The organism is Pseudomonas sp. CHM02 (assembly GCF_000612585.1).
GTDB lineage: Bacteria > Pseudomonadota > Gammaproteobacteria > Pseudomonadales > Pseudomonadaceae > Aquipseudomonas.
On record NZ_JFCA01000066.1, the window covers coordinates 1 to 23,751 of the forward strand.

At 61.7% G+C, this 23,751-nt stretch carries 26 protein-coding genes and 1 pseudogene; 12 read left to right on the top strand and 15 right to left on the bottom strand.

All coding sequences use genetic code 11. The annotated features are described in order from the left end of the window. Positions 1-74: 74 nt before the first annotated feature. Positions 75-398 (bottom strand): DUF2025 family protein, encoded by a 324-nt coding sequence (locus BM70_RS0128160; RefSeq protein WP_025859121.1) that lies wholly within the window; start codon positions 396-398, stop codon positions 75-77. Between the two features lie 232 nt (positions 399-630). Between BM70_RS0128160 and BM70_RS0128165 the strand changes: the two genes are divergently transcribed. Together BM70_RS0128165 and BM70_RS0128170 are read left to right on the top strand one after the other, a co-directional pair. Further along, the gene (locus BM70_RS0128165) at positions 631-1,758 is read left to right on the top strand and encodes a glycerophosphodiester phosphodiesterase family protein (protein WP_025859122.1); all 1,128 of its coding nucleotides are present in this window, start codon (positions 631-633) and stop codon (positions 1,756-1,758) included. Next, positions 1,759-2,412, top strand: a complete 654-nt coding sequence (locus tag BM70_RS0128170; RefSeq protein ID WP_025859123.1) for an AraC family transcriptional regulator — start codon at positions 1,759-1,761, stop codon at positions 2,410-2,412. On the opposite strand, the gene BM70_RS0128175 is transcribed toward BM70_RS0128170, so the two are convergent. Beyond that, a complete protein-coding gene (locus BM70_RS0128175) occupies positions 2,404-3,267 on the bottom strand; it encodes a sterol desaturase family protein (RefSeq protein WP_025859124.1) in 864 nt (287 codons plus the stop codon). The genes BM70_RS0128170 and BM70_RS0128175 overlap by 9 nt on opposite strands. Positions 3,268-3,422: 155 nt before the next feature. Between BM70_RS0128175 and BM70_RS0128180 the strand changes: the two genes are divergently transcribed. Beyond that, positions 3,423-3,731, top strand: coding sequence for a PepSY domain-containing protein (locus BM70_RS0128180; RefSeq protein ID WP_025859125.1), 309 nt, complete (start codon positions 3,423-3,425; stop codon positions 3,729-3,731). Positions 3,732-3,906: 175 nt separating this feature from the next. Beyond that, on the top strand, positions 3,907-5,079 hold the full coding sequence (locus BM70_RS0128185; protein WP_025859126.1) for a GAF domain-containing sensor histidine kinase: 1,173 nt from the start codon (positions 3,907-3,909) through the stop codon (positions 5,077-5,079). On the opposite strand, the gene BM70_RS34070 is transcribed toward BM70_RS0128185, so the two are convergent. Next, positions 5,080-5,847, bottom strand: coding sequence for a methyl-accepting chemotaxis protein (locus BM70_RS34070; RefSeq protein ID WP_371262188.1), 768 nt, complete (start codon positions 5,845-5,847; stop codon positions 5,080-5,082). It lies immediately after the preceding gene. Positions 5,848-6,012: 165 nt separating this feature from the next. Continuing rightward, a pseudogene (locus BM70_RS34075) lies at positions 6,013-6,918 on the bottom strand (hypothetical protein); the annotation flags it as partial. 51 nt (positions 6,919-6,969) lie between these two features. Here BM70_RS34075 and BM70_RS0128195 point away from each other — a divergent pair. Both BM70_RS0128195 and BM70_RS0128200 read left to right on the top strand, forming a co-directional pair. Beyond that, positions 6,970-7,992, top strand: a complete 1,023-nt coding sequence (locus BM70_RS0128195) for a transporter (RefSeq protein ID WP_025859128.1) — start codon at positions 6,970-6,972, stop codon at positions 7,990-7,992. A gap of 225 nt (positions 7,993-8,217) precedes the next feature. Next, positions 8,218-9,834, top strand: a complete 1,617-nt coding sequence (locus tag BM70_RS0128200; RefSeq protein ID WP_025859129.1) for an inorganic phosphate transporter — start codon at positions 8,218-8,220, stop codon at positions 9,832-9,834. Between the two features lie 34 nt (positions 9,835-9,868). On the opposite strand, the gene BM70_RS0128205 is transcribed toward BM70_RS0128200, so the two are convergent. Genes BM70_RS0128205 through BM70_RS0128215 form a run of 3 tightly spaced genes read right to left on the bottom strand, consistent with a single transcriptional unit; the run spans position 9,869 to position 12,534 of the window. After that, complete coding sequence (locus BM70_RS0128205) at positions 9,869-10,843, bottom strand: biotin-dependent carboxyltransferase family protein (protein ID WP_025859130.1); 975 nt, start codon at positions 10,841-10,843, stop codon at positions 9,869-9,871. Further along, on the bottom strand, positions 10,840-11,718 hold the full coding sequence (locus BM70_RS0128210; RefSeq protein ID WP_025859131.1) for an allophanate hydrolase subunit 1: 879 nt from the start codon (positions 11,716-11,718) through the stop codon (positions 10,840-10,842). The genes BM70_RS0128205 and BM70_RS0128210 overlap by 4 nt, the downstream gene beginning before the upstream one ends. A gap of 57 nt (positions 11,719-11,775) precedes the next feature. After that, the gene (locus BM70_RS0128215) at positions 11,776-12,534 is read right to left on the bottom strand and encodes a 5-oxoprolinase subunit PxpA (protein WP_025859132.1); all 759 of its coding nucleotides are present in this window, start codon (positions 12,532-12,534) and stop codon (positions 11,776-11,778) included. 214 nt (positions 12,535-12,748) lie between these two features. Between BM70_RS0128215 and BM70_RS0128220 the strand changes: the two genes are divergently transcribed. After that, positions 12,749-13,666, top strand: a complete 918-nt coding sequence (locus BM70_RS0128220) for a LysR family transcriptional regulator (protein WP_025859133.1) — start codon at positions 12,749-12,751, stop codon at positions 13,664-13,666. Here BM70_RS0128220 and BM70_RS0128225 read toward each other — a convergent pair. After that, on the bottom strand, positions 13,663-14,559 hold the full coding sequence (locus BM70_RS0128225) for a LysR family transcriptional regulator (RefSeq protein ID WP_025859134.1): 897 nt from the start codon (positions 14,557-14,559) through the stop codon (positions 13,663-13,665). The genes BM70_RS0128220 and BM70_RS0128225 overlap by 4 nt on opposite strands. A gap of 105 nt (positions 14,560-14,664) precedes the next feature. Between BM70_RS0128225 and BM70_RS0128230 the strand changes: the two genes are divergently transcribed. Then, positions 14,665-15,423: an SDR family NAD(P)-dependent oxidoreductase gene (locus BM70_RS0128230; protein ID WP_025859135.1), complete on the top strand. Its 759-nt coding sequence runs from the start codon at positions 14,665-14,667 to the stop codon at positions 15,421-15,423. Here the strand turns inward: BM70_RS0128230 and BM70_RS0128235 are convergent. Further along, on the bottom strand, positions 15,322-15,834 hold the full coding sequence (locus BM70_RS0128235; RefSeq protein WP_025859136.1) for a multidrug/biocide efflux PACE transporter: 513 nt from the start codon (positions 15,832-15,834) through the stop codon (positions 15,322-15,324). The two genes, BM70_RS0128230 and BM70_RS0128235, sit on opposite strands and share 102 nt — an antisense overlap. Before the next feature lie 88 nt (positions 15,835-15,922). Here BM70_RS0128235 and BM70_RS0128240 point away from each other — a divergent pair, with 88 nt between their 5' ends. After that, positions 15,923-16,777, top strand: a complete 855-nt coding sequence (locus BM70_RS0128240; protein WP_025859137.1) for a LysR family transcriptional regulator — start codon at positions 15,923-15,925, stop codon at positions 16,775-16,777. Positions 16,778-16,858: 81 nt separating this feature from the next. Here BM70_RS0128240 and BM70_RS0128245 read toward each other — a convergent pair whose 3' ends face one another. Further along, positions 16,859-17,701 (bottom strand): LysR family transcriptional regulator, encoded by an 843-nt coding sequence (locus tag BM70_RS0128245; RefSeq protein WP_025859138.1) that lies wholly within the window; start codon positions 17,699-17,701, stop codon positions 16,859-16,861. A 111-nt stretch (positions 17,702-17,812) separates the two neighbouring features. Between BM70_RS0128245 and BM70_RS0128250 the strand changes: the two genes are divergently transcribed. After that, a complete protein-coding gene (locus BM70_RS0128250; RefSeq protein WP_025859139.1) occupies positions 17,813-18,538 on the top strand; it encodes an SDR family oxidoreductase in 726 nt (241 codons plus the stop codon). A gap of 65 nt (positions 18,539-18,603) precedes the next feature. Here BM70_RS0128250 and BM70_RS0128255 read toward each other — a convergent pair whose 3' ends face one another. The 4 genes from BM70_RS0128255 to BM70_RS0128270 are packed head-to-tail and all read right to left on the bottom strand — an operon-like array spanning position 18,604 to position 21,144. Beyond that, positions 18,604-19,827 carry an RNA polymerase sigma factor gene (locus tag BM70_RS0128255; RefSeq protein ID WP_025859140.1) on the bottom strand — a complete coding sequence of 408 codons (1,224 nt, stop codon included), beginning with the start codon at positions 19,825-19,827 and terminating at the stop codon, positions 18,604-18,606. Beyond that, positions 19,824-20,303: an SRPBCC family protein gene (locus tag BM70_RS0128260; RefSeq protein ID WP_025859141.1), complete on the bottom strand. Its 480-nt coding sequence runs from the start codon at positions 20,301-20,303 to the stop codon at positions 19,824-19,826. The genes BM70_RS0128255 and BM70_RS0128260 overlap by 4 nt, the downstream gene beginning before the upstream one ends. A gap of 34 nt (positions 20,304-20,337) precedes the next feature. Next, positions 20,338-20,682 (bottom strand): YciI family protein, encoded by a 345-nt coding sequence (locus BM70_RS0128265; RefSeq protein WP_025859142.1) that lies wholly within the window; start codon positions 20,680-20,682, stop codon positions 20,338-20,340. 42 nt (positions 20,683-20,724) lie between these two features. Continuing rightward, positions 20,725-21,144: a nuclear transport factor 2 family protein gene (locus BM70_RS0128270; protein ID WP_025859143.1), complete on the bottom strand. Its 420-nt coding sequence runs from the start codon at positions 21,142-21,144 to the stop codon at positions 20,725-20,727. Between the two features lie 148 nt (positions 21,145-21,292). On the opposite strand from BM70_RS0128270, the gene BM70_RS0128275 reads away from it, so the two are divergent. Next, complete coding sequence (locus BM70_RS0128275) at positions 21,293-21,793, top strand: N-acetyltransferase (protein ID WP_025859144.1); 501 nt, start codon at positions 21,293-21,295, stop codon at positions 21,791-21,793. A 60-nt stretch (positions 21,794-21,853) separates the two neighbouring features. Here BM70_RS0128275 and BM70_RS0128280 read toward each other — a convergent pair whose 3' ends face one another. After that, entirely contained in the window at positions 21,854-22,336 is a 483-nt protein-coding gene (locus BM70_RS0128280) for a GyrI-like domain-containing protein (RefSeq protein ID WP_025859145.1), read from the bottom strand. A 196-nt stretch (positions 22,337-22,532) separates the two neighbouring features. Here BM70_RS0128280 and alaC point away from each other — a divergent pair, with 196 nt between their 5' ends. After that, positions 22,533-23,744, top strand: coding sequence for an alanine transaminase (gene alaC / locus BM70_RS0128285; RefSeq protein WP_025859146.1), 1,212 nt, complete (start codon positions 22,533-22,535; stop codon positions 23,742-23,744). Positions 23,745-23,751: the final 7 nt, after the last annotated feature.

Consider the following 23,751-nt stretch of genomic DNA (forward strand, 5'->3'; position numbering starts at 1 on the left):
TCGCGCCCCAGCGCGGGGGCAAGCCCGCTCACCACAACAAGTACGCCTGCCAAAAAAAGTCGAGCGCCACAGGGCTAGCTCACCAGACTGCGCAACGCACTGATCTGTGGAATCTCCACCCGCCGCATATACACCCGCAACGGCTCGGTGATGTTGATGCGGTCGTCGATATTCTGGTCCAGCAGCAACTGGATTCGGTCACGGGACAGGGTCATGGTCTGCTCCGGGGCCGGTAGCCAGACGAATTCGGCGGTGGGGATGATGCCGTCATCGGCCACGTCCATGCCGAAGGAATCTTCGCTGAAACGCACGATGTACTGGCCTGTCTTGCGATTGAGGCCAACAAAACCGTGGAGTTGGTCGGCGGCCTGGCAGATAAGCTCGGAGGTGATGCGCATGGTAAACCTCACTGAAAAGTCCCACTGGGACTGGAAAGATGGTTTACACGCGTGGCGGAAAGTACCGCCCTCTGACGGGGCAGCTGCGGGCAAGAATACTGCAATGCATCCCCTGAAAACCCGAAAATTTTGCCCGTGCGCACGTTAATGTCGGTTTGGTGATAGCGCCTTTCGCAATCAATTGTTAAAAAGGAGGCCTTCTCAAAGTTACCTCCACGAAAGGACTTCGCATATGCCTGTCACGTTTACCAAGAGCGCCCTGCTGCTCGCCCTGATGCTCGGCCTTGGCCAGGCACATGCGCAAGACCCGATCAGCCCGGCTGAATTGGCGACCAACGAAGGCATCCCCTACCCTGCCGTCATCGCCCACCGTGGTGCTTCCTTTGATGCCCCCGAATCCACCGCCGCGGCCTACAAGATCGCCCGCGACCTGGGTGCCGACTACCTGGAAATGGACCTGCAACGCAGCAAGGACGGCGTGCTGTTCGCCCTGCACGACAACAACCTGCAGCGCACCACCGACGTGGCGACCAAGTTCCCGGACCGCAAGGACGCCCCGGCCAACGAATTCACCTGGAAAGAACTGCAAACCCTCGACGCCGGCAGCTGGTTCAACGCCGCCTACCCGGACCGCGCGCGCCCAGGTTTCGTCGGCCTGAAAATCCAGAGCCTGGACGACATCATCAAGATCGCCGAAGGCAACCCGCAGCACAAACCCGGCCTGTACATCGAAACCAAAGAGCCCAAGCAATTCCCGGGCATCGAAGCCGACCTCAAGAACAAGCTGCTGGACAAAGGCTGGCTGAGCTCCGCCGGTTCCAAACTGGGCAAGAGCAATACCGGCGTCGGCCAGGGCAAGGGCCGTGTGGTGCTGCAAACCTTCGAAGTCGCCAGCCTGAAAGAGCTGCAGAAAGAAATGCCCAACACCCCGAAAATCCTGTTGCTGTGGGTGGGTGAAGGCAGCATCGAGCCGAAAAACAAGCAGACCTTCGCCGAGTCCGGCGAAACCACCAAGGCCGCCTACTACGCCAAGCAAGAGCCAAAAGACGCTGCCGAGTTCGAAAAATGGGTCGACGAAGCCAAGAGCCTCGGCGCCATCGGCACCGGCCCATCGGCTGAGCTGACCAACCACGGCGACCAGAGCTATTCGGACCTGGTCAAGCCAGAGATGAACAAGCTGACCCACGACAAAGGCCTGCTGGTGCACGTCTACACCGTGGATGAGCCGGTGGACTTCGAAAAAGTGATGAAGGCCGGCGTCGATGGCATCTTCACCAACCGCGCCGCCGAACTGCTGAAGTTCTACAAGCGCTGGCCGTCGTCCAGCGTGCAGGACCTGCTGAACGACTATAAGTACTGAGTGAAGGCCGAATGGTCAGGCCGCCTGTGGTTGGGGCGTGACTACGGCCTGATCATCGGCGAACTGGGGCGCACCGCGCCCCATGCGCACTACGCCCACCAGTTGATGGTCTGCCCCGGCGCGCCGATCACGGTCAGCCTCGAAGGGCAGGTCATCACGGCCCACCGCCTGTTCATCCCTTCGCGACACACCCACGCCATTCTCGAGACTCAAGGTGAGGTCACGGTGCTGTATGCCGAACCTGCCGTGTTTGATGTCGCCCCTTTGCTGCATGAGGACCTGTCCCTGGAGGCCTTGCGCCGACTTCCCCGGCGCAGCCTGGATGATCCGCGCCTGGAACGCGCCCTCGCCGCACTCGATCGACAACTCACCGGTAAAGTCTCAGCCCAGGCCCTGGCCGAGGCAGCACACCTGTCATTGAGCCAACTGGAGCGGCTGTTCTCCCATCAACTCGGTTTGCCCGTACGCCGGCTGGTAGTGTGGCGACGGTTGCGCATCGCCCTGCAATTGGCGCTGGCCGGTGGCACATTGACCGAGGCCGCCCACGGTGCGGGCTTTGCTGATTCAGCGCATTTCTCGCGGACCATGAAGCAGTTGTTTGGTGTGACGGCGGCGGCCTCATTGCGCCAGCTGGATGTTCACCTGTTAACGTAAATCTTGCGGCAATGGCGGTTCCTTGCTCAGGCAAACCGGCCTGAACGGATCGCGCAATTGCGCCCCATAGTCCAGCGGAAAATCCGGCCGGCTGCCAATCCCCAAGTCACCCGGCCCCATGCGATAGCCCTCACGATAAAACGCCGTGCCCAGCAACCCGTCCCACAGGTTGAAGAACAGCCCGAAATTCACATCCCCGGCACGGCCGTATTTCATGTGGTGAAACCGATGCACCGGCGCCCAGGCGAACACCCAGCGCAATGGCCCCAGACGCATGTCCACATTGGAATGCTGCAACAGCAGTTGCAGGGCAATGGCCAGCGCCAGCAACTGCGCCACGTCCAGCGGGATGCCCAACAGGATCAATGGCAGCAAGCCCGCCGTGGCTTCGAGCATCTGATGCAACGGGTGCTTCATCAAACCGTTGAAACCGTAAAGCCGCTGCACGCTGTGATGCACCGCATGCAAGCGCCACAGCACGGCGATGCGGTGACTGGCGTAATGCATCAAGGTGATGCCGGCATCGGCGAGCACGATCGCCATCAACAGTTGCTGCCATAGCGGCCAGCCACGCGGCCAGATGCCTTCGAACGCCAGCAGCGCCGTGAGCCCAGGCAGGATCAGCAGGCCCACGGCGTTCAGGCTTTCGTTGACCAAAGCGTGCAAGGTGTCGCGCCGACGATCACCGAGGCTGCGATTCCACTGCGGTTCATAGGGCAACCACTGCTCCGCCAGGAATGACACTGCAACCGCTGTCACAAACAGCAGAATCAGCGCGTGCGGTTGCCAGAGTCCGCAAGCGATAAAGCCGAACAGAAATGCAGGCGCATAGATCCCACTCACTAACCGTTTCATGCCGAGTCTCCCTTCAAGTGAGCCTCCAGCATGAAATCCCCCGCCCCGGGCGAATTGAACAAACGGCGCAACCGGTTGAATTAATTAAGGGTGAATTAAGTTGCGGTGGTTAACCTGATCCCACTTAAACAGCTCACCCGAGAAGGACACACACCATGAAAACCTTGACCGCTCTGTTCGCCGCTGCTGCCCTGACCCTGACCGCTGGCCTGGCCCAGGCTGATGTTCGCCCCGACCAGATTGAAGGCCTGCTCAAGTCCGGCGCCGTGAAGCCTTTCGAGCAACTCAACAACGCCGCACTGGCCACACACAAAGGCGCCACCATCACCGACACCGAACTGGACCACAACAGCAGCGGCGTGCTGGTCTACGAAGTCGACCTGACCGATACCGCCGGCAAGCGCTTTGAAGTGAAGCTCGACGCCAAGACCGGCGCCGTGCTGGAAGACAAGATCGACAGCTGAGTAACCGCTTCACTTAAAACCGCGCCACCTTCGGGTTGCGCGGTTTTTTCATGTCCGCGCGTAGGAAAACCCTCAATTTAACGAATGAAATTACACCTACATCGCGCAAGGTCGCTAAAATCCCCCCCATCGACGAGGGCATAACGCTCACCACCTTCCGGATCGAGAGTGCTGCATGGAGCAAAAAGCCGCCGACATCGCCACCCTTGGTCGAATCAGTGCCGTACCCGCGATGCTCAAAGTCATCAGCGACATGACCGGCCTGCGCTTTGCCGCCGTGGCGCGGGTGACCGACGACACCTGGACCGCCTGCGCCGTGCTCGACCAACTGGACTTCGGCCTCGGGGTGGGCGGTGAGCTGGACCTGACCACCACGATCTGCCATGAAGTTCGCGGCTCCCACGTGTCCGTGGTGATCGACAAGGCCAGCGAAGATCCGCTTTACCACGACCACCACACCCCGCGTCTCTACCAATTTGAAAGCTACATTTCGGTGCCGGTGTTCCGCACCAACGGCGAGTTCTTCGGCACGATCTGCGCCCTTGATCCCAACCCCGCCGACCTGCGCAGCAGCAGTATCCAGACGACCATGGAATCGTTCGCCCGGGTGCTGTCCTTGCAGATCGAAGACGAAGAAGCTGCGCATTGCACCCAAGCGCAGTTGCAGGAAGAACGCGGCACCGCCGAACTGCGCGAGCAATTCATCGCGGTGCTCGGCCACGACCTGCGCAACCCGCTGTTTGCCATCAACTTCGGCGCCGAACGGCTGCTGCGCAAATTCCCACACCCCGCCACCGACACCCTCGTACGCCATATCCTCGCCAGCGGTCGCCGCGCGGCGCAGTTGGTCGAAGACCTGCTGGACTTTGCCCGTGGCCGCATGGGCAGCGGTATTCCGTTGAACATCAGCGCTTGCAAGGGTTTGCAGCAGGCATTGCAGCACGTGGTCTCGGAGGTGCAGAGCGTGCACCCGCAACGGGTGATCCGCGCGGATATCGGCGATTTGCAGGGCGTGAGCGGCGACCGTGACCGCCTGGCGCAGTTGCTCTCCAACCTGGTGGCCAATGCCATCCACCATGGCCGTCACGATGGCCCGGTGGAGGTCACGGCAAAGATCGAGCAGGATCGTTTCAACCTGACCGTGAAAAACCCCGGGCAGATCGACGCGCAAGCCTTGCCCCGGCTGTTCGAACCCTACTCACGTCCCGCCAAGGATACCCCCCAGGCGGGTCTGGGACTGGGGTTGTATATCGTCAAGCAGATTGCCGATGCCCATGGCGGTGAATTGAGCGTTTCCACCACCGCCGAGCACGGCACCGTGTTCACGTTCAGCCTGCCTACGGGCTGATCAGGCGCCGAGGCGCGCCGTCACCTCATTCAACTCGCTCGACAACCCGCGCAGGTTGTGGCTCGCCGCTTCGGTGCGTTGCACATTGTCGAGGTTGGCGGTCGCCACCGTGGTGATCTGCGTGATGTTGCGCGAAATGTCCTCGGCCACCGACGTCTGCTCCTCGGCCGCCGTGGCGATCTGGCGGTTCATGTCACGGATCGCCTCCACCGCCTGGGTGATGTGAGCGAGCATGGCGCCGGCCTGGGTGACCTTCTCCACACTCTCGTCGCTGCATGACTGGCCGCTCACGATCGCCTCGGCCGCATCCACCGCGCCGGTCTGCACCGCTTCGATAATCCCATTGATCTCGATGATCGACGCCGCCGTGCGTTGCGCCAGGCTGCGCACTTCATCGGCCACCACCGCAAACCCACGGCCCGCTTCGCCTGCGCGCGCGGCCTCGATGGCGGCGTTCAGCGCCAGCAGGTTGGTCTGCTCGGCGATGCCACGGATCACTTCCAACACCTTGCCGATGCGTACGCTATCGGTTTCCAGGCGGCGGATGATAGTGCCGGTGTTGAGGATCTCGTTGCGCATCTGGCCGATGGTCGCGATGGTGACCTTCATCACTTCACCGCCTTCACGGGCTGAATGGTCCGCCTCGTCGGCAGCACGGGAAGCACTGGCGGCATGGCGCGCGACTTCCTGGGCGGTGGCCGACATTTCGGTCATGGCCGTGGCCACCTGGTCGGTGCGGTTGAATTGATCGCTGGTGCCGGTCGCCATCTGCCCGGCGATAGCGTTCAACTCACCGCTGGCGCTGACCAGGTCGGTGGCGCTGCGCTGCAGGCGGCTGAAGGTTTCGGCGAGGAAGTCGCGCAAAGTATTCGCGGCGGCGGCCAGATGGCCCAATTCGTCCTGGCGACGGCTGGCCACACGCTCGGCGAAGCGGCCATGGCTCAGTTGCGTCACGTAGTCGATCAGGCTGCGGATCGGCAGGATCAGGTTACGGTTGATCAACCACAGGCTGAACAAACCGATCAACACGCCGGACAGCAGCATGATCGCCAGGCCCACCAGCACGGTGCGCTCGGCGTAGGCACTGATGGCCTTGGATTGCTGGCTGCCTTGTTCGCGCAGGTCACTGACCAGCGCGCTCATCTGCTCACTGGCGGCGCGGTCCACGCCCTTGACCGCGGTGTCGCCGGCGGTTGCATCGCCGCCTGCCGCCACGTAGGCGTCGCGGCCCTTCTGGTAGGCCACACCCAGTTGCTGGTGTTCCTGGCGCAGGGTTTCGATGCGTCGGCTCAGGGCCGGATCGCTGGTGGTCTGGGTGACCAGCCGCGTGAGGATGCCTTGCACATCACGCTGGCGGTCCTGGAACTGGCCCCAGTATTTCTCCATGTCCTGAGGCTGCTTGCCGCGCAGCAACACGTTTTTCCATTCCTGCACCTGCACTTTGAATTGCAGGTTGGCCTCGTCGATCAGCTGTGAGGTCAGTAACGGCCCCTCGATCAAACTGCGATAACTCTGCACCCCGTTGGACAGGAAATTGAAACAGGCCAGGGCGATCAACAATATCGCCAACAGGCTGCCACCGAGCAGCGAGAGGATTTGTGCTCTCAGGGAGGTTCGCAAAACATTCATCGGGGAAAAGCCTCGATACAAGGAAATGGTGCATGCACGCCGTAACTTCCTTGTCCTCAAAGGCACCGCCCATCCACAGCGGTTCTTAACACCTTGAATCGGCCGTGCTAGAGGCTTCTTGAACGATTCCTGACAGGCGGTCAAATAAATGTCACCACAACGAAATAATTCGCAAACCGTCACAAAACTGTCAAATCCCCTTGCAATCATTCGCTACGCGACCTGTGAAACGTCCTACAGGCCTTTTCTCTGCGAGCCCTCATGAACCACAGCATCGACCACAGCCACCAGGACTCCGATCTGTTTGGCTTGCTTTACGGTTTCCGTTTTCGCCCCGGTGAAAAGGGCGAGCAGATCGATTCGGCCACGGCGCTCCAGGCCCTGCGGGAACCCGCCGACCCGGAAGAGTTTTTGTGGCTGCACCTGAACCTCGCCCACGCGGCGTGTGAGCGCTGGATGCAGGCACACCTGGACCTGCCGGAAGAGTTCTTCGAAGCCCTGCATGAGGGCTCGCGCTCTACGCGTATCGAACACGTCGACTCAGCCTTGCTGGCGGTGGTCAACGACGTTGTGTTCAATTTCAGCAGCATGGTGTCGTCGGATATTTCCACGCTGTGGGTGTGCGCCCGCAGTCGCTTGCTCATCAGCGCGCGCCTGCAACCGCTGCACTCGGTGGACAAGCTGCGCTCGTCGGTAAAGGCGGGTGAAAGCTTTCGCTCGCCGCTGGCGTTGCTGGTGCACTTGCTGCGCGACCAGGGTGAAGTGCTGACGCAGATCGTGCGCAAGACCAGCATCAGCGTCGACCATATCGAAGACCAGTTGCTGTCCTCACGCCTGTCCACCAACCGCGCCGAACTGGGTGCGGCGCGCCGGGTGCTGGTGCGCCTGCAGCGCCTGCTGGCGCTGGAGCCGGGCTCATTGTTGCGCCTGCTCAACCGGCCACCGCAGTGGCTACAGAAGGAGGACGTGAAGGAGTTGCGTAAATCCACCGAGGAATTTGCGCTGATCATCAACGACCTGATGGCCTTGGGCGAACGCATCAAACTGTTGCAGGAAGAGATCGCCGCCAACCTCAACGAGCAAAGCAACCGCACGCTGTTCACCCTCACCGTGGTGACGGTGCTGGCGTTGCCCATCAACATCATCGCCGGTTTTTTCGGCATGAACGTGGGCGGTGTGCCACTTTCCCAGGACCCGGAAGGCTTCTGGATTCTGGTGGCGCTCGTCGCGACCTTCACGTTGATTGCCGGGCGCTGGGCCTTCAGAAAGCGCAAAGACTACTGAATTGAAGGGCTATCAACTGCAGGAGCCGGCTTGCCGGCGATGGCGTTCTGCCGGTAACCCTTCATTGCCTGATGCACCGCTATCGCCGGCAAGCCGGCTCCTACAGGGTGTGGTGTTTATGGACCGGCGGCATGGCGGATCGATGAAACACTGACCTGTGGCAGCATCTTTGTAACATTCTGCAATGACTATGAACGACATCCTCCCCACACTGGATGCTCCGGCATGGCCACCCCTTCCCTGACTGCCTCCACCCACGCGTCACCTGCAGACTCCAAACCCAGGCTGGACAAGAAACCCGGCCTGGTGACGGTGATCATCTTCTTCGCCGTGCTCGCCATGGGCCTGTTGTTCACCGCCTACAGCCTGATGCACGACATGCACGAAATGGGCGCCCAGCTCACCACTTGGACCCCGTTTTTGCTGCTGGGCGTGGCGCTGTTGATCGCCTTGGGTTTCGAGTTCGTCAACGGCTTCCACGACACCGCCAACGCTGTGGCGACGGTGATCTACACCAACTCGTTGCCGCCGCATTTTGCGGTGGTGTGGTCGGGATTTTTCAACTTCCTCGGCGTACTGCTCTCCAGTGGAGCGGTGGCATTCGGGATCATTGCGCTGTTGCCGGTCGAGCTGATTCTGCAGGTGGGTTCGTCGGCCGGTTTCGCGATGATCTTCGCCCTGTTGATCGCCGCGATCCTGTGGAACCTCGGCACCTGGTGGCTGGGTTTGCCGGCGTCGTCGTCCCATACCCTGATCGGCTCGATCATCGGCGTCGGCGTGGCGAATGCCTTGATGCACGGGCGTGACGGCACCAGCGGCGTGGATTGGAGCCAGGCGATCAAGATCGGTTACGCGTTGCTGCTGTCGCCGCTGATCGGCTTTGCGTTTGCGGCGATGCTGTTGCTGGCCCTGCGTGCCTTCGTCAAGAACCGCGCGCTGTACAAGGCGCCAAAAGGCGACACCCCGCCGCCGTGGTGGATCCGCGGCATGCTGATTGCCACCTGCACTGGCGTGTCTTTTGCCCACGGTTCCAACGACGGGCAGAAAGGCATGGGCCTGATCATGCTGATCCTGGTAGGCACGCTGCCGATGGCCTACGCGCTGAACCGCACTATGCCGGCCGAGCAGTCGTTGCAGTTCGCGGCAGTCGCCGAAGTCACCCAGGTCGCCCTGGTGAAAAGCGCACCGCAAGCGCTGACCGGCGATCCACGACCGATCCTCTCGACGTATGTGCGCACCAAGGAACCCACTGCCGAACTGGTGCCGGCCCTCGCCGCCCTGGCCGGGCAGATCGGTGATGAAGTCAAAGGCTACGGTTCCCTGGCCAAGGTGCCTGCCGAAGCCGTCGGTAACGTGCGCAACGACATGTACCTGACCAGCGAAACCATCCGCCTGATGGACAAGGGCAAGGTTGGCAATTTCGACGCAGATACCCAGGGCAAGCTGCAACTGTTCAAGCAACAGATCGACAACTCCACACGCTTCATTCCGCTGTGGGTGAAGATTGCCGTGGCCATCGCCCTGGGGCTGGGCACCATGGTGGGCTGGAAACGCATCGTGGTGACCGTCGGCGAGAAGATCGGCAAGACGCACCTGACCTACGCCCAGGGCGCCTCGGCGGAGATGGTGGCAATGCTGACCATTGGTGCGGCGGACATGTATGGGCTGCCGGTGTCGACGACACATGTGTTGTCGTCGGGTGTGGCGGGGACGATGGTGGCCAATGGCGGCGGGTTGCAGATGCGCACGATCCGCAACCTGGCGATGGCGTGGGTGCTGACGTTGCCGGCCGCCATCCTGCTGTCAGGTAGCCTCTACTGGCTGTTCACCCAACTCTTCTGACACCACACAGGGCAACATTTGGATTTGTATTTCTTCAGTGATTGAAGAGCCCAGTCATAGCCTTCAGCCGTTTTTTGTACAGACGCCGCGCCTCCAGCGCTTCCTCCAGCGTCACCGCCACAAACCCCGCGCGCTGGTTCGGCTGCATCTGCCCGATCAGGTCCAGGTCGGCGCTGATCACCGTGCCGATCATCGCGTAGCCACCACCCGACACCGCGTCCCGGTGCAACACGATCGGCTCCAGGCCGGCCGGTACCTGGATCGAGCCAATCGGGTAGCAACTGTCGACGATGTTCGACGGATCCGACCCCGCGCCAAACGGCTGCTCCCGTGGCTGGAAGCTCAGTGCACTGCCGCCCTTGAAGCGATAGCCGATGCGGTCGGCTTCGGAACCCACGGTCCACGGCTCGGCAAAAAAGCTGCTCTTGGCCGCATCCGTCAGGCGTTCGTAATACAGCCCCGGCACCACACGCAGGGTCACATCCCCGCCCACTGAACGGCGCAACGCCATCGGCAGGCTGTTGCCCGCTCGGCCTGTTTCGCCAGGCACACCGATGGACAATTCATCGCCCTCCTGCAGGCGTCGACCGTGAAACCCGCCGAGTGCGCCGAGGGTGTAGGTGGAGCGACTGCCAAGCACCAATGGCACGTCAATGCCACCGGCCACCGCGAGGTAAGTGCGGGCGCCGGCCTTGGGAAATTCAAAGCGCAAGACCTGCCCGGCACGCACCTGGAATGCGGTGTCCTGATGCACCACTTCACCGTCCAGGCGCGGCGACATCAAGGCGCCACTGAGGGCCACCAACGCGTCTTGCTGAAACTCAAGCTCGGGGCCGATCAGTGTGCACTCCAATCCCGCCGCGCCGGCCGGGTTGCCCACCAAATGGTTGGCCGCACTCAATGCATACTGGTCCAGCGCACCTGACGGCGGGATGCCCAAGTGGTAATAACCTTCGCGGCCAAGGTCTTGCACGGAGGTGGCGAGGCCGGGTTTGAGGACCTTGATCATGCCAGCGCCTCCTGCAGGTTTTTCGGATAGCCGATGGGGTCGGCGAGAAAGGCATCGAGGGAAAATTCCACCGGGCGGATGCGCAGGTCGAAACGTCCGGCATCCACTTCGGCGACAGCAAGATCGTAGGCATCGCGGTCCATCGGTTTGAACTGCACGATATCGCCGGGGCGGAAGAACACCATGTGTTCCTTCAGGTACGCCAACTGCTGCGCCGGGTCGTAGATGGGCGCCGGGGTCACGCCGAACATCTGGTAACCACCGGCGCCGCGCACCGAGTAGATGCAACCAAAACAGCCGCCATGGCCGAGGGTGAGTTTCGGCGTGTCAGTGCGCGGGCGCAGGTACTTGGGCACCTGCAGTTGGCGCTCGCGCTCGACCATCTGGAACATGAACGGCAACCCCGCGACAAAGCCGACCATCGATACAAACCACGGCGCACCGCTGTGGGCAGCGATGAACGCCTCGACATCGGCCAGGCCGTTGATGCGTGCGGCGTATTCCAGGTCGGTGCCGCTGGGGTCCTGATGGCGGTCGCGAAAGCGCATCAGGGTTTCATGGGTCCAGGGGTCGTTGTAGAGCACCGGGATTTCGATGATGCGCGTGTGCAGGGTACGTTCGGCCACGGCCTGGGCTTCGGCGGTCTGCACCGCATCGAGCAATACGTGGGGCGCGATGCGGTCGGGGTCGAAGCGAATCTGGAACGACGCATTGGCCAGGCACACATCCAGTACGCCTTCCAGCGCCAGGCGCTCCACGGCGCGGGTCACCGCCATGCCTTTGAAAAAGGCCTCCAGGGACATGCTGTCGCTGACCTCGGCAAACAGGTGTTCATCACCGCCGAAGCTGTAGCGGATGGGGGACGTTTCAGCCATGTCTGTTCCTCTTGGAATCATTGTAGAAAGGCAGGCGAAAAAAATACGGGACCGTTTTTATTCGGGTGTTTTGACCATGATGCCGGCTTGGTCCAAGGCTTCGCGGGTGGCTTCCACCAGCTCCAGCGCACCGGGGGTGTCGCTGTGCAGGCAGATGGAATCGAATTCGATGAACAGGTCTTCGCCTTCTACTGTTCGCACAAGCCCGGTCTGACAGGCGCGCAGGACGCGCGCCGCCACCGTCGGAGGGTCCAGCGCCCGAACGGTGCGGGTAAACACGATGGAGCCCGTCAGGTCGTACTCACGGTCAGCATAAAACTCGCGCACCACTGGCTGCCCCAGCTCCGTGGCGATGCGCCAGATCACCGAGTTGGGCATGCAGTACAGCCGCAACGTGGGCTCGATGATGCGCAGGTTTTGCACCAACAGCCGCGCCGCTTCTTCATCACGAGCCAGGTGCATGTACAGCGCGCCGTGGGGCTTGATGTGTTGCAGGGTCAGGCCTTGGGCGCGGGCGATTTCACGCAGGGCGCCGAGCTGGTAGAGCATATCGTCGACCAGCTCCTGGGCCGGGGCGTTGATGTGGCGACGGCCGAAACCGACCAGATCCCGGAAGCCCGGGTGCGCGCCAATGGCCACGCCCAGTTGCTTGGCGCGTTCGACAGTGCGGCGCATGGTGCCGGGGTCGCCGGCATGAAAGCCGGTGGCGATATTGGCCGAGCTGATATAGGCCATCAGTTCCGCGTCGACGCCGTCGCCGATGGTCCAGGGGCCGAAGCCTTCGCCCATGTCCGAGTTGAAATCCACTGCCTGCATCGAAGTCGCTCCGCCTAAGTGATGCTGGAAAAGTAGGCCGCGGCTTGACCCCTTGGGAAGATCTATTATCAGATAGCCCATCTTCTGAAAATCAGATACCCCACTTCACCCCCCCACAGTAGGAGCCCGGCTTGCCGGCGATAGCGGTCTCAAGCCTTGTGACAGGTCAGATGACGCCATCGCCGGCAAGCCGGGCGCCTACGAGGAATGCGGCATGTCCCTGACCCTGCGCCAAGTTCGCTACTTCGTGGCCACCGCCGAAATCGGCCAGATTTCCCAGGCGGCCATCCACCTGAACATCTCCCAGTCGGCGGTGACCACGGCGATCAAGGAACTGGAGGGCATGCTCGGCGTGCAGTTGTTCGTGCGCTCGGCCCAGGGCATGAACCTGACCGACGCCGGCCGGCACTTTCTCAACCGTGCCTACGTGATTCTGCGCAGCGTCGACGACGCACTGAACAGCCCGCTGCCCGACTACCGCGCCAGCGGCGTGCTGCGCCTGGCCGCCAGCTACACGGTGCTCGGCTACTTCCTGCCGCACCACTTGCAGCGCATGGAACACTGGCACCCGGACGTGACCATCGAGGTCTTCGAGCAGGAACGCCAGGCCATCGAGCAAGGCCTGCTCGATGGCCAATTCGACATGGCCGTGGTGCTCACCGCCAACCTCACCCACCCGGATATTGTCTCGGAAATCCTGTTCAATTCGGAACGCCGCCTGTGGCTGCCCAGCCATCACCCCTTGTGCGAACGCGGCGCCGTGAGCCTCGCCGACGTGGCCCGGGAACCCTACATCCTGCTCACCGTCGACGAGGCCGAACACAGCGCCATGCGCTATTGGGAACAGGCCGGGCAAACGCCCAAGGTGCGGCTGCGCACCAGTTCGGTGGAAGCGGTGCGCAGCATGGTCGCCAACGGCAGCGGCGTGGCGATCCTGTCGGACCTGGTGCATCGGCCCTGGTCGCTGGAAGGCAAACGCATCGAAACCCTGACCGTCACCGACCCGGTCACGCCGATGAGCGTGGGCCTGGCCTGGCACCGCGAACGCGCGTTCACCCCGGCGATGCAGGCGGTGCGGGATTACTTCCACGACGCCTTCCTGGCACCGCAGCAGTTATCGGCACGGCGTTAAAGATGGGCTTGCAGGGTCTCGGCCAACCAGTCCATGAACACCCGCACGCGTTGCGGCAAATGCCGTTGGCCGGCGTAGAGCAGGGATACCTCCAGCGGTGACGCCAAGTAGTCCGGCAAGACGCTGATCAATTCGCCTTGGGCCAGTAAATCGCGCACACCCAGCAGCGGCACCTGGGTAATGCCGAAGCCGCCCAGACACGCGGCCTGATAAGCATCGGTGCTGTTGACGGTGACACGCCCTTCCATCGGCACCCGCAGCACCTTGCCGCCCGCCTGATATTCGAAGCCGGATGAACGTGCTCCCAGCGGCCGTACGTAATGCACCAGTTGATGGTTCGCCAAGTCAGCCAGGGTCTGGGGCACGCCATGGCGCTGCAGGTAGGCCGGACTCGCGCAGTTGACCATCGACATGCTGCACACTCGGCGCGCCACCACGCTTTGATCAGGCTGGGCACCCACCCGCAAGACGCAGTCGAAGCCTTCGGCAATCAGGTCGACCTGGCGGTCCGAGCTGCTGATTTCCATCTGGATCAGCGGGTGGCGCTCCATGAACAGCGGCAAGTGCGGCAGGATCATGCCCCGCGCCATCACGTTGGGCATGTCCACCCGAATACGCCCGCTGAGCTGGGCTTCATCCTGGCGAAACAGCCCTTCCAGTTCCTCCATGTGCGACAGCAGATCCTTGCTGCGCGCGTACAGCACCCGGCCGTCCTGAGTCGCCTGCACCTTGCGCGTGGTGCGCTGCAACAGGCGCGCGCCAAGCAGTTCCTCCAGCGCCTGCACATGCTCGGACACCGTGGAGCGCGGCAGCCCCAGGCTCTCGCCGGCCTGGGTAAAACTCGACAGTTCGGTGACGCGCACGAAGGTGCGCAGCAGCTCAAGTTTGTTCATGGGATTGTTCGCCTTATCCGGCCAGTGATTCCGGTATAGCGCTGTTTATCACGTTATGGGCGAATAAATACACTGGGCCCACTGATCACCTGAGAGGACTGCACCATGACCCGTAAAATCGCACTCATCACCGGCGCCAGCCGTGGCTTGGGCAAAAGCGCTGCGTTGCACCTGGCAGCGCAGGGCGTCGATATCATCGGCACTTACCACAGCGCGGCGGCTGAAGCCCAAGCGGTGGTCGAACAGGTTCAAGCACTGGGTGGCCGCGCCGCCATGTTGCAGTTGGACGTGAGCCAGAGTGGCAGCTTCGATGGCTTTGTCGGTGAAGTCGGCCGCTTGCTCAAGGATGTATTTGCACAGGATCACTTCAACTTTCTGATCAACAACGCCGGCATCGGCGCCCACGCCAGCTTTGCCGAGACCACCGAAGCGCAGTTCGACCAACTGGTGGCGATTCACTTCAAGGCGCCGTTTTTCCTCACGCAAAAACTGCTGCCGCTGATCAGCGATGGCGGGCGCATCATCAATATTTCCAGCGGCCTGGCGCGATTCAGCCTGCCGGGGTATGCGGCGTATGCGTCGATGAAGGGCGCGATAGAAGTGCTGTCCCGTTACCAGGCCAAGGAGCTGGGCCCGCGCGGCATTACCGTGAACACCCTGGCCCCTGGCGCGATTGCCACCGACTTCAGCGGCGGCGCGGTGCGCGACAACCCGGATGTGAATGCGATGGTCGCCAACAACACAGCCCTGGGCCGGGCAGGCTTACCGGACGATATTGGCGGTGCCATCGGCGTCCTGCTGGCCGACGGCAGCAACTGGATCACGGGGCAGCGCATCGAGGCGTCGGGCGGCATGTTTCTGTAGAAACTTCTCGCGCAGTACGTCATAGCCCCAGTGATAGACATAGGTGTACGGCAGGAAAAACAGCAGTACACCGATGTCGAGCATAAACGCCTGCATCAGGCTGATGTTCAGCCAGATGGCGATCAACGGCACGGCGACGATGATCAGTCCGCCTTCGAACATCAGCGCATGCAGCACCCGAGTCCAGCCGCCACCGGAAAGTTGCAGGCGCACCTTGAGGCGGTCGAACAGGCTGTTGAAAATGATGTTCCAGGTCAGCGCCAACAGGCTCAGACCCAAGGTCACCGCGCCCATTTCCAAGGCTGGCCTGCCAGTGATCCACACCAGCAGCGGTGTACAGATCAACAAAGCCAGGCCTTCAAAACCCAGGGCTTGGCAAACACGTTCAGTAATCGACTTGGTAGGGGTCATAACCCGGCTCCGTGAATGACGATGGTTGCCATGATTACCCTTTGACTCGATACTTCATAACTAATAACCATCGATCAAGGCGATAGTCATGGCCTCCCACGAAGTGCTGCAAGCGTTTGTCCAGGCGGCCACCCAAGGTTCGTTTTCCGCGGCGGCGCGCAAGCTGGGCAAGAGCCAGTCCACCGTCAGCGCGGCGGTGGCGAGCCTGGAGATTGACCTGGATGTGGTGCTGTTCGATCGCAGCAGCCGCAAGCCGACACTGACGCCGGCCGGCCATGTGCTGCTGCAGCGCGCCGAACAGGTGCTGGAGGCCAGCAGTCGCCTTGAGTTGGTGGCGAGTCAGCTATCCCAGGGGTTGGAGCCGAAGGTAACCATCGCCATGTCCGATACGTACCAGTCGGAACGCTTTGAGCTCGCCCTCAAGGCCTTCGAACAGCGCTACCCAGACCTTGAACTGGAATGGCTGATCGCGGAGTGCGAAGACTTGATCGCCCTGGTGCAAAGCGGCCGGGCACAGATTGCCCTGATCGAGGCCCAGGAGGTTTACCCACCCGACCTGACTCACTCGCCCGTGGCCGAACGCGCGGAAATCGCGTTGTTCGTCGCGCCCACCCACGCATTGACCCGCGTAGAAAACATCGACCCGCACGCCTTGCAGCAACACCGTGAACTGCGTCTGGCAAGCATCATCAGCCCCAACGAAACACGCCCCTCGGGCCGTGTGTGGTCGGCGCCGAGTTTTCTGATGCTGATGGAGATGGCTCAACTGGGCTTCGGCTGGGCGCAATTGCCACGCTGGCTGGTGGAGCGCTTCGGCAATGCCGGGCTGGTTGAGCTCAACGTTCGCGGCTGGCCACGCTCGGTGGCAGTGGATGCGCTGTGGTCGCGGCAGCATCCGCCGGGGCCGGCGGGAAGCTGGATGTTGAGCCAGATGCTTGAATAATTTCGCCTGGCCAATACACATCAAACTTCAGGCGTTGGCTTGCCAGCCATAGCGGTGTGTCAGTCCAACGTGGATCGCCCGTCAGGCCGCTACGAGCTGCGGCGGGCGGTGGGTCTGGAAATATTCGTGCAGGGCACGTAATGCGGGCAACGCCAATGCTTGAGCGGCGAAGCACAATCCGACTCGGCGTGTGGGTGCCGGCAGGTGCCATTCACGAATCACCACGCCTGCCCGCTCGGCCACCAGCGACTGCGGCAGCATCGCCACGCCCACACCGGCCGCCACCATGTGCAACGCCTGGGTCAGCGACCCCGCATGCCCGGCAACCGATTGCGGCGAGCGGCCATACAAGGCCATCAAACGTTGATGGGAGTCGTGTTGCGGGCAGGTGATCCAGTCTTCAATCGGTGCCCAGGCCTGTTCCTTGCCTGGTTGCGCCATCGGGTGCGCAGCGGGCAATGCCATCACGTAGGACTCTTCCCAAAGCGGCAGGAACAATTCGTCCTCGCAGCACATTTCCTCCACGGCCAGGCGCCCTTCGCCTTCGCAGCCTTCCTGCAGGGTCAGCAGTAACCCCGGCAGACCTTGGTGCGCCATGCGCAAGAAAGTTTCGATCTGGCTGTCGGCAATGTCGCCCTCCACGCCCAGTTCCAGGGTGATGCGATTTTCGCGTCCGCGAAACAGACGGCTCAACGCCTCGGCTTCCGCCACCATGCGCCGTGCCTGGGGGTACAGCACCCGCGCTTCGGCGCTGACGTCCACGCCCCGTGGCTGGCGTACGAACAGCGCCACGCCCAACTCGTCTTCCAACTGTTTGATGGTCACCGACAAGGTCGGCTGGCTGATGAACAAACGCTGGGCCGCGGCGGTGATATTGCGTTCTTCAAAGACCGCGAGAAATGCCTTCAGGTGACGAACATCCATAGCTGAATCCGATGGCTGACAGAGGAATAAGGCATTTTTCAGCCTTGACGACGGTAAATATACTGCGGCCACGTTTCAGTTATCGCTTTTTCTTATTCCAGGAGTTACTTCATGAGCAAGCCACTGATCATCATCACCGGTGCCAGCTCCGGTATCGGCGAAGCCACCGCCCGCCGGTTGTCGGCCGCCGGCCACCCGTTGTTGCTGTTGGCGCGTCGCATTGATCGCCTTAACGACCTCGGCCTGCCGAACACCTTGAACCGTGGCGTCGACATCACCGACCGCGCTGCCCTGGTTGCCGCGGTTCAGGAAGCCGAAGCCCAATTCGGCCCGGCCGATGCGCTGATCAACAATGCCGGCGTGATGCTGCTGGGCGCAGTCAGCGAGCAAGACCCGGCGCAGTGGGAGCAGATGCTCGACGTCAATGTGAAAGGCCTGCTCAACGGCATCCACGCAGTGGCGGGCAGCATGGTTGCGCGCAAGGGCGGCACCATCATCAACGTCAGTTCGGTGGCCGGGCGCAAGACCTTCCCCAATCACGTGGCGTATGTAGGTACCAAGTTCGCCGTGCATGGGATTTCGGAAAACCTGCGTGAAGAATTGTCGCCAAGCAATGTGCGCGTGATCACTATCGCCCCGGGGGCAGTGGAAACCGAACTGCTCAGCCACACCACCGACGAAGCGATCAAGACCGGCTACCAGGCCTGGAAACAGGACATGGGGGGCACCGTACTCAGCGCCGATGACGTGGCGTCGGCGATTGCCTATGCCTACCAACAGCCGCAGCATGTGTGCATTCGCGAGATCGTGTTGGCGGCGACGCGTCAGCAGCCATAACCCGGATAGTGCAAACAACTCGGTTCACTGTGGGAGCTGGCTTGCCTGCGCCCACATTTGGACCATCAGCGTTGGAGGGACTGCAGCTCGGCCAGGCGCCTTTCGAGGAAGCGTTTTTCCGGAGCCTGCTGGGTCAGTGACAGGGCTTTTTCGTAGGCTGCTCGCGCCTCTTCGACACGCCCCAATTGCCGACAAAACTCCCCCTGCGCCGAATACACCCAGTGGTAATCCAACAGCTCGCCCCGCGCCAGAATCCCCTCCACTTGCTGCAAACCCGCCAGCGGCCCGTCCCGCATGGCCACCGCCACGGCGCGGTTCAGTGCGACTACGGGTGACGGCATTGCCCTGAGCAATACATCGTAGAGCCCGACGATCTGCGGCCAGTCCGTCTCATCGGCACGGGCGGCTTCGGCATGCACCGCCGCGATCGCCGCCTGCAAGCCATACGGGCCAAAGCGTCGAGTGCCCAGCGCCTGCTCTGCCAATGCGCAGCCTTCGGCAATCAGGGACGCGTCCCACAACGATCGGTCCTGTTCATCCAACAGCACCAACTCTCCGTTGGCCGAGGTACGCGCCGAGCGGCGGGATTCGTGCAACAGCATCAGCGCCAGCAGCCCCATGACTTCCGGCTCGGGCAGCAACTCCATGAGCAAACGCCCCAGCCGAATGGCTTCACGCGTCAACTCCTCGCGGGTCAGGTCGGCGCCCATGGACGCCGAATAACCCTCGTTGAACACCAGGTAAATCACCTGCAACACGCTGTCGAGGCGTTCGGGCAACTCGGCCAGGGACGGCACCTGATACGGGATTCTGGCCTCGCGGATCTTGCCCTTGGCCCGCACGATGCGCTGGGCGATGGTGGCCGGCGTGGCCAGGAACGCCCGGGCGATTTCCTCGGTGGTGAGGTCGCAGATCTCACGCAACGTCAGCGCCGCCTGCGCGTCGGCGGCCAGCGCCGGGTGGCAGCACGTGAAGATCAGGCGCAGGCGGTCGTCCTCCACGTCTTCATCACTCCAGTCAGCCGCCTCCAGTGCGTCGGCCTGCTCCTGCAACAACGGGGTAAAACGTGCCTGGCGGCGCAGACGGTCGATGGCCTTGAAGCGCCCGGTCGACACCAGCCACGCGCGCGGATTGTCCGGCACACCGTCCAGCGGCCAGCGCTGTACCGCGACCAAAAACGCTTCGTGCAGGGCTTCCTCGGCCAAATCGAAGTCGCCCAGCAAGCGAATCAGCGTTGCGAGTACCCGGCGTGATTCGCTGCGGTAGATAGCATCGACCGAGAAGGTCAATCGTGCATGCCCTGGGTCACCAACGTTACCAGCCGATCCAGGCTCTGGCCCCAGCCGTCGTGAAAGCCCATGGCTTCGTGCGCCTGTTTGTCTTCGGCACTCCAGTGCAGGGCGCGGGCGGTGTAGAGGGTTTTGTTGCCGTCGACTTCCTGCAGGGTCACTTCGGCGGTCATGAATGGCTTGCCCGACGGAATCCAGCCCGGCGTGAAGGCATCGGTGAACACCAATCGCCGTGGCGCGACGATCTCCAGGAATACGCCCTGGGTGGGGTATTCGGTGCCGTCGGGCGCACGCATCAAGGTGCGAAACAGGCCACCGACCCACAGGTTCATTTCACACTCGGGGGTGGTCATGCCGTGGGGGCCCCACCATTGCTGGAGCAAGGCGGGTTCGGTCCAGGCACGGAACACGCGGCTGCGCGGCGCATCGATCAGGCGGCTGATGGACAGTTCAAACTCGGCAGGTTGCGTAGACATGGGGTAAACCTCTTGAGTCTTATGGTTGTTGTGTTCAGAGATTCAATTCACGCACGGGGCGCACTTCCACACTGCCGACCCGGGCGGCCGGAATGCCACCGGCCACCTGGATCGCTTCGTTCAAATCCCGCGCCTCGATCAGGTAGAACCCGGCGAGCTGCTCCTTGGTCTCGGCAAACGGCCCGTCGGTGATCGACAGCTTGCCATTGCGCATGCGCACGGTGGTGGCGGTGGTCACCGACTCCAGCGGCTCGGCGGCGAGCATGCGCCCGCTGGCTTGAACAGACTGCGCGTAGGCGAAGCACTCCGGGTCTGCGGGACTGTCCGGCGAGCTGTGCAGCACCTGTTCGTTGCTGTAGATCAGGCAGAGGTATTTCATGGGTTTCTCCGTTTTCGGACTACTGACTATAGATCGCGGTGGTCAAGGTTTCAGGTCGAACAGACCAGTGCCGGTTTCCATGTCGAAAGGCGCGGACCAATGCTCATGCACCACCTTCCATTGGCCATTGATGCGTTGGTAGCCGGCCGTCACGCGCATCCAGCAGGTCTTGAGCACGCCATCCGGCCCAGTGCCACCGCAGTGGGCGAGCCAGTGGGCAAAGGCGCTGTCGTCTGCGGCGACGATATGCAGCTCATGAAAGTCAAACACGCCGGGGCCGGGGCAGAACTCCATGCAGGCCTGCCAGTGCGCCTGGTAAGCGGCCTTGCCCTTGAATTGCAGGGCATTAACGGCGTCGAACGCGACGATATCGTCAGCGTAAAAGCTGACAATTTTCTCGACATCCTTGGCGGTGACAGCTTGTTTCCATTGTTCGATCAAGGTGTTGATGGCAGTGCTCATGGCGATACTCCTTGGGTAGAAAACATCACTGAAGACACCCTTGGTCGAATGGCCCTTCGATAAATCGACAACCCGCTTAAAAATAATTTCGCCCCCGGCAAACCCGCTAGAATCCACGCCTCTTTGTAGGATTTCGGATGCACCACCGATGGAAACCCGCCTCGTCGCCTATGAGACGCTGAGCCTTGTACAGAAACAGCAACTCGACACCCTGCAAGTGCATCCCGAGCAACTGGCGTATTCCGGTGATATCTACTGTGCGCTGAACAGCCTGCTGGTCAACCCCAACCCCGGTGCCATCAAAGGCTTCGCCCTGCTCGCCGACGACCTGCCCGTGGCCTTCCTGCTGCTCAAACGCCCACCCTGCCTGCCCCACTGGGCCGATGAACACTGCGCGACCTTGCACGCCTTGCAGGTGGATCGGCATCAACAAGGGCGTGGATTCGGCAAGGCCTGCTTGCAAGCCCTACCGGCGGCGGCACTGGACGCGTGGCCGCAGATCAAGGGCCTGGAATTGTCGGTGGACGCCGACAATGTGGCAGCGATGGGGTTGTATCTGTCGGCCGGTTGGGTCGATAGCGGGGAAGCGTATAAAGGGCGGATCGGGTATGAGCGCAGATTGAAGAGGGTGTTTAACCCAGCCCTTTGATGTCACGTAAACATGACTTTCAGACGTTAATGTCCTGTTTACGTGACATCGGCTAGTGCTTCAGACTCTTTCGCCCACCGGCAGCCAGATCTCCACCGTACCGGTGCCTTTGCGTGCGTCAAAGTCGGCGCTGTAGCGCTCGAAATCCGCGCCCATCACCTTGTAGCCCGAATGCGGCAGCCATTCGAACATGATGCGCTCGTAGGTTTGCTCAAGCGCCTGCACAGGCCCGTAATGCGGGAACACAGCATAGTTGAGCGGCGGAATTTCAATGAACTCGAAGTTGCTCGGCACGTCGCCTTTGGTGGGGACTTCAACACCCGCCATGTAGTCGAATTCGCCATGCTTGGGGTTATGGCATACCCCATAGGTCACACCGCCAACGCGCTGTTTGATGTCTTTGATGCACGTATCGAACAACTCCCACAATTTGGGGATATCGCCCACGGTGGCCTTCGAATAACGCCCCTGCACCCCGGCGATCACCAGGGCTTTACCGGCTTCCATGCGTGGCTCCAACGGTTGTTTTGTCTGCTGATCCATACGAACAGTCTCCTTCTTATGAGGGAACAAACCCGCATCGAGTATAGGGGCATATCCATGCTGTACTCCATGCAGAAAATTTTTCTACGCATCTGGACAACTGGCCATCATCGACCGTATTGTCTGCCCCGCAGGCCACCGCAGTGGCCGACGTCGCTCGGACGGTTCCGGGCGCTTACGTACTCTCGAGGCAACAATGGCCGACCAAGGTTCGCCGCGCCGCTTTGCGCGCATAGATCGACTCCCCCCGTATGTTTTCAATATCACTGCCGAGCTGAAGATGGCTGCGCGTCGGCGCGGCGAAGACATCATCGACTTGAGCATGGGTAACCCTGACGGCGCCACGCCTCCCCACATCGTGGAGAAAATGGTCACCGTCGCCCAGCGTGAAGACACCCACGGCTACTCCACCTCCAAAGGCATTCCGCGTCTGCGCCGGGCGATTTCGCGCTGGTACAAGGACCGTTATGAAGTGGACATCGACCCCGAGTCGGAAGCCATCGTCACCATCGGTTCCAAGGAAGGCCTGGCGCACTTGATGCTGGCGACCCTGGACCAGGGCGACACCGTACTGGTGCCCAACCCGAGCTACCCGATTCACATCTACGGCGCGGTGATTGCCGGCGCCCAGGTGCGTTCGGTGCCGCTGGTGCCAGGCGTGGACTTCTTCGCTGAGCTGGAACGGGCGATTCGCGGCTCGATCCCCAAGCCGAAGATGATGATCCTGGGCTTTCCATCCAACCCCACCGCGCAGTGCGTGGAGCTGGATTTCTTTGAACGCGTGATTGCGCTGGCCAAGCAGTACGACGTGCTGGTGGTGCATGACCTGGCCTACGCCGACATTGTTTACGACGGCTGGAAAGCCCCGTCGATCATGCAGGTGCCGGGTGCCAAGGACATTGCGGTGGAGTTTTTCACCCTGTCCAAGAGCTACAACATGGCCGGCTGGCGCATCGGTTTCATGGTCGGTAACCCGGAACTGGTCAACGCCCTGGCGCGGATCAAGAGCTACCACGACTACGGCACCTTCACCCCATTGCAGGTGGCGGCGATTGCGGCGCTGGAAGGTGACCAACAGTGCGTGAAAGACATCGCCGAGCAGTACCGCCAGCGCCGCAATGTGCTGGTCAAGGGGCTGCATGAGCTGGGCTGGATGGTCGAGAATCCGAAGGCGTCGATGTACGTCTGGGCGAAGATTCCCGAGCAATACGCCGCCCTGGGTTCGCTGGAATTTGCCAAGAAGTTGCTTCTGGAGGCGAAGGTGTGTGTGTCGCCGGGCATCGGCTTTGGCGAGTATGGCGATGATCACGTGCGCTTTGCGCTGATCGAGAACCAGGACCGGATTCGCCAGGCGGTGCGCGGGATTCGCGGGATGTTCCGGGCGGATGGGCTGGTCACCAAAGCCTGACGCAATC

Coding starts and splice junctions, on each gene's coding strand:
- BM70_RS0128180 (WP_025859125.1), top strand. CDS start 3,423: ATGAAAACCTTGACCGCTCTGTTCGCCGCTGCTGCCCTGACCCTGACC.
- BM70_RS0128235 (WP_025859136.1), bottom strand. CDS start 15,834: ATGACCCCTACCAAGTCGATTACTGAACGTGTTTGCCAAGCCCTGGGT.
- BM70_RS0128205 (WP_025859130.1), bottom strand. CDS start 10,843: ATGATCAAGGTCCTCAAACCCGGCCTCGCCACCTCCGTGCAAGACCTT.
- BM70_RS0128195 (WP_025859128.1), top strand. CDS start 6,970: ATGAACCACAGCATCGACCACAGCCACCAGGACTCCGATCTGTTTGGC.
- BM70_RS0128260 (WP_025859141.1), bottom strand. CDS start 20,303: ATGTCTACGCAACCTGCCGAGTTTGAACTGTCCATCAGCCGCCTGATC.
- BM70_RS0128270 (WP_025859143.1), bottom strand. CDS start 21,144: ATGAGCACTGCCATCAACACCTTGATCGAACAATGGAAACAAGCTGTC.
- BM70_RS0128265 (WP_025859142.1), bottom strand. CDS start 20,682: ATGAAATACCTCTGCCTGATCTACAGCAACGAACAGGTGCTGCACAGC.
- BM70_RS0128160 (WP_025859121.1), bottom strand. CDS start 398: ATGCGCATCACCTCCGAGCTTATCTGCCAGGCCGCCGACCAACTCCAC.
- BM70_RS34070 (WP_371262188.1), bottom strand. CDS start 5,847: ATGGCGACCGGCACCAGCGATCAATTCAACCGCACCGACCAGGTGGCC.
- BM70_RS0128230 (WP_025859135.1), top strand. CDS start 14,665: ATGACCCGTAAAATCGCACTCATCACCGGCGCCAGCCGTGGCTTGGGC.
- BM70_RS0128280 (WP_025859145.1), bottom strand. CDS start 22,336: ATGGATCAGCAGACAAAACAACCGTTGGAGCCACGCATGGAAGCCGGT.
- BM70_RS0128245 (WP_025859138.1), bottom strand. CDS start 17,701: ATGGATGTTCGTCACCTGAAGGCATTTCTCGCGGTCTTTGAAGAACGC.
- BM70_RS0128225 (WP_025859134.1), bottom strand. CDS start 14,559: ATGAACAAACTTGAGCTGCTGCGCACCTTCGTGCGCGTCACCGAACTG.
- BM70_RS0128175 (WP_025859124.1), bottom strand. CDS start 3,267: ATGAAACGGTTAGTGAGTGGGATCTATGCGCCTGCATTTCTGTTCGGC.
- BM70_RS0128240 (WP_025859137.1), top strand. CDS start 15,923: ATGGCCTCCCACGAAGTGCTGCAAGCGTTTGTCCAGGCGGCCACCCAA.
- BM70_RS0128165 (WP_025859122.1), top strand. CDS start 631: ATGCCTGTCACGTTTACCAAGAGCGCCCTGCTGCTCGCCCTGATGCTC.
- BM70_RS0128215 (WP_025859132.1), bottom strand. CDS start 12,534: ATGCAGGCAGTGGATTTCAACTCGGACATGGGCGAAGGCTTCGGCCCC.
- BM70_RS0128275 (WP_025859144.1), top strand. CDS start 21,293: ATGGAAACCCGCCTCGTCGCCTATGAGACGCTGAGCCTTGTACAGAAA.
- BM70_RS0128185 (WP_025859126.1), top strand. CDS start 3,907: ATGGAGCAAAAAGCCGCCGACATCGCCACCCTTGGTCGAATCAGTGCC.
- BM70_RS0128250 (WP_025859139.1), top strand. CDS start 17,813: ATGAGCAAGCCACTGATCATCATCACCGGTGCCAGCTCCGGTATCGGC.
- BM70_RS0128200 (WP_025859129.1), top strand. CDS start 8,218: ATGGCCACCCCTTCCCTGACTGCCTCCACCCACGCGTCACCTGCAGAC.
- BM70_RS0128220 (WP_025859133.1), top strand. CDS start 12,749: ATGTCCCTGACCCTGCGCCAAGTTCGCTACTTCGTGGCCACCGCCGAA.
- alaC (WP_025859146.1), top strand. CDS start 22,533: ATGGCCGACCAAGGTTCGCCGCGCCGCTTTGCGCGCATAGATCGACTC.
- BM70_RS0128210 (WP_025859131.1), bottom strand. CDS start 11,718: ATGGCTGAAACGTCCCCCATCCGCTACAGCTTCGGCGGTGATGAACAC.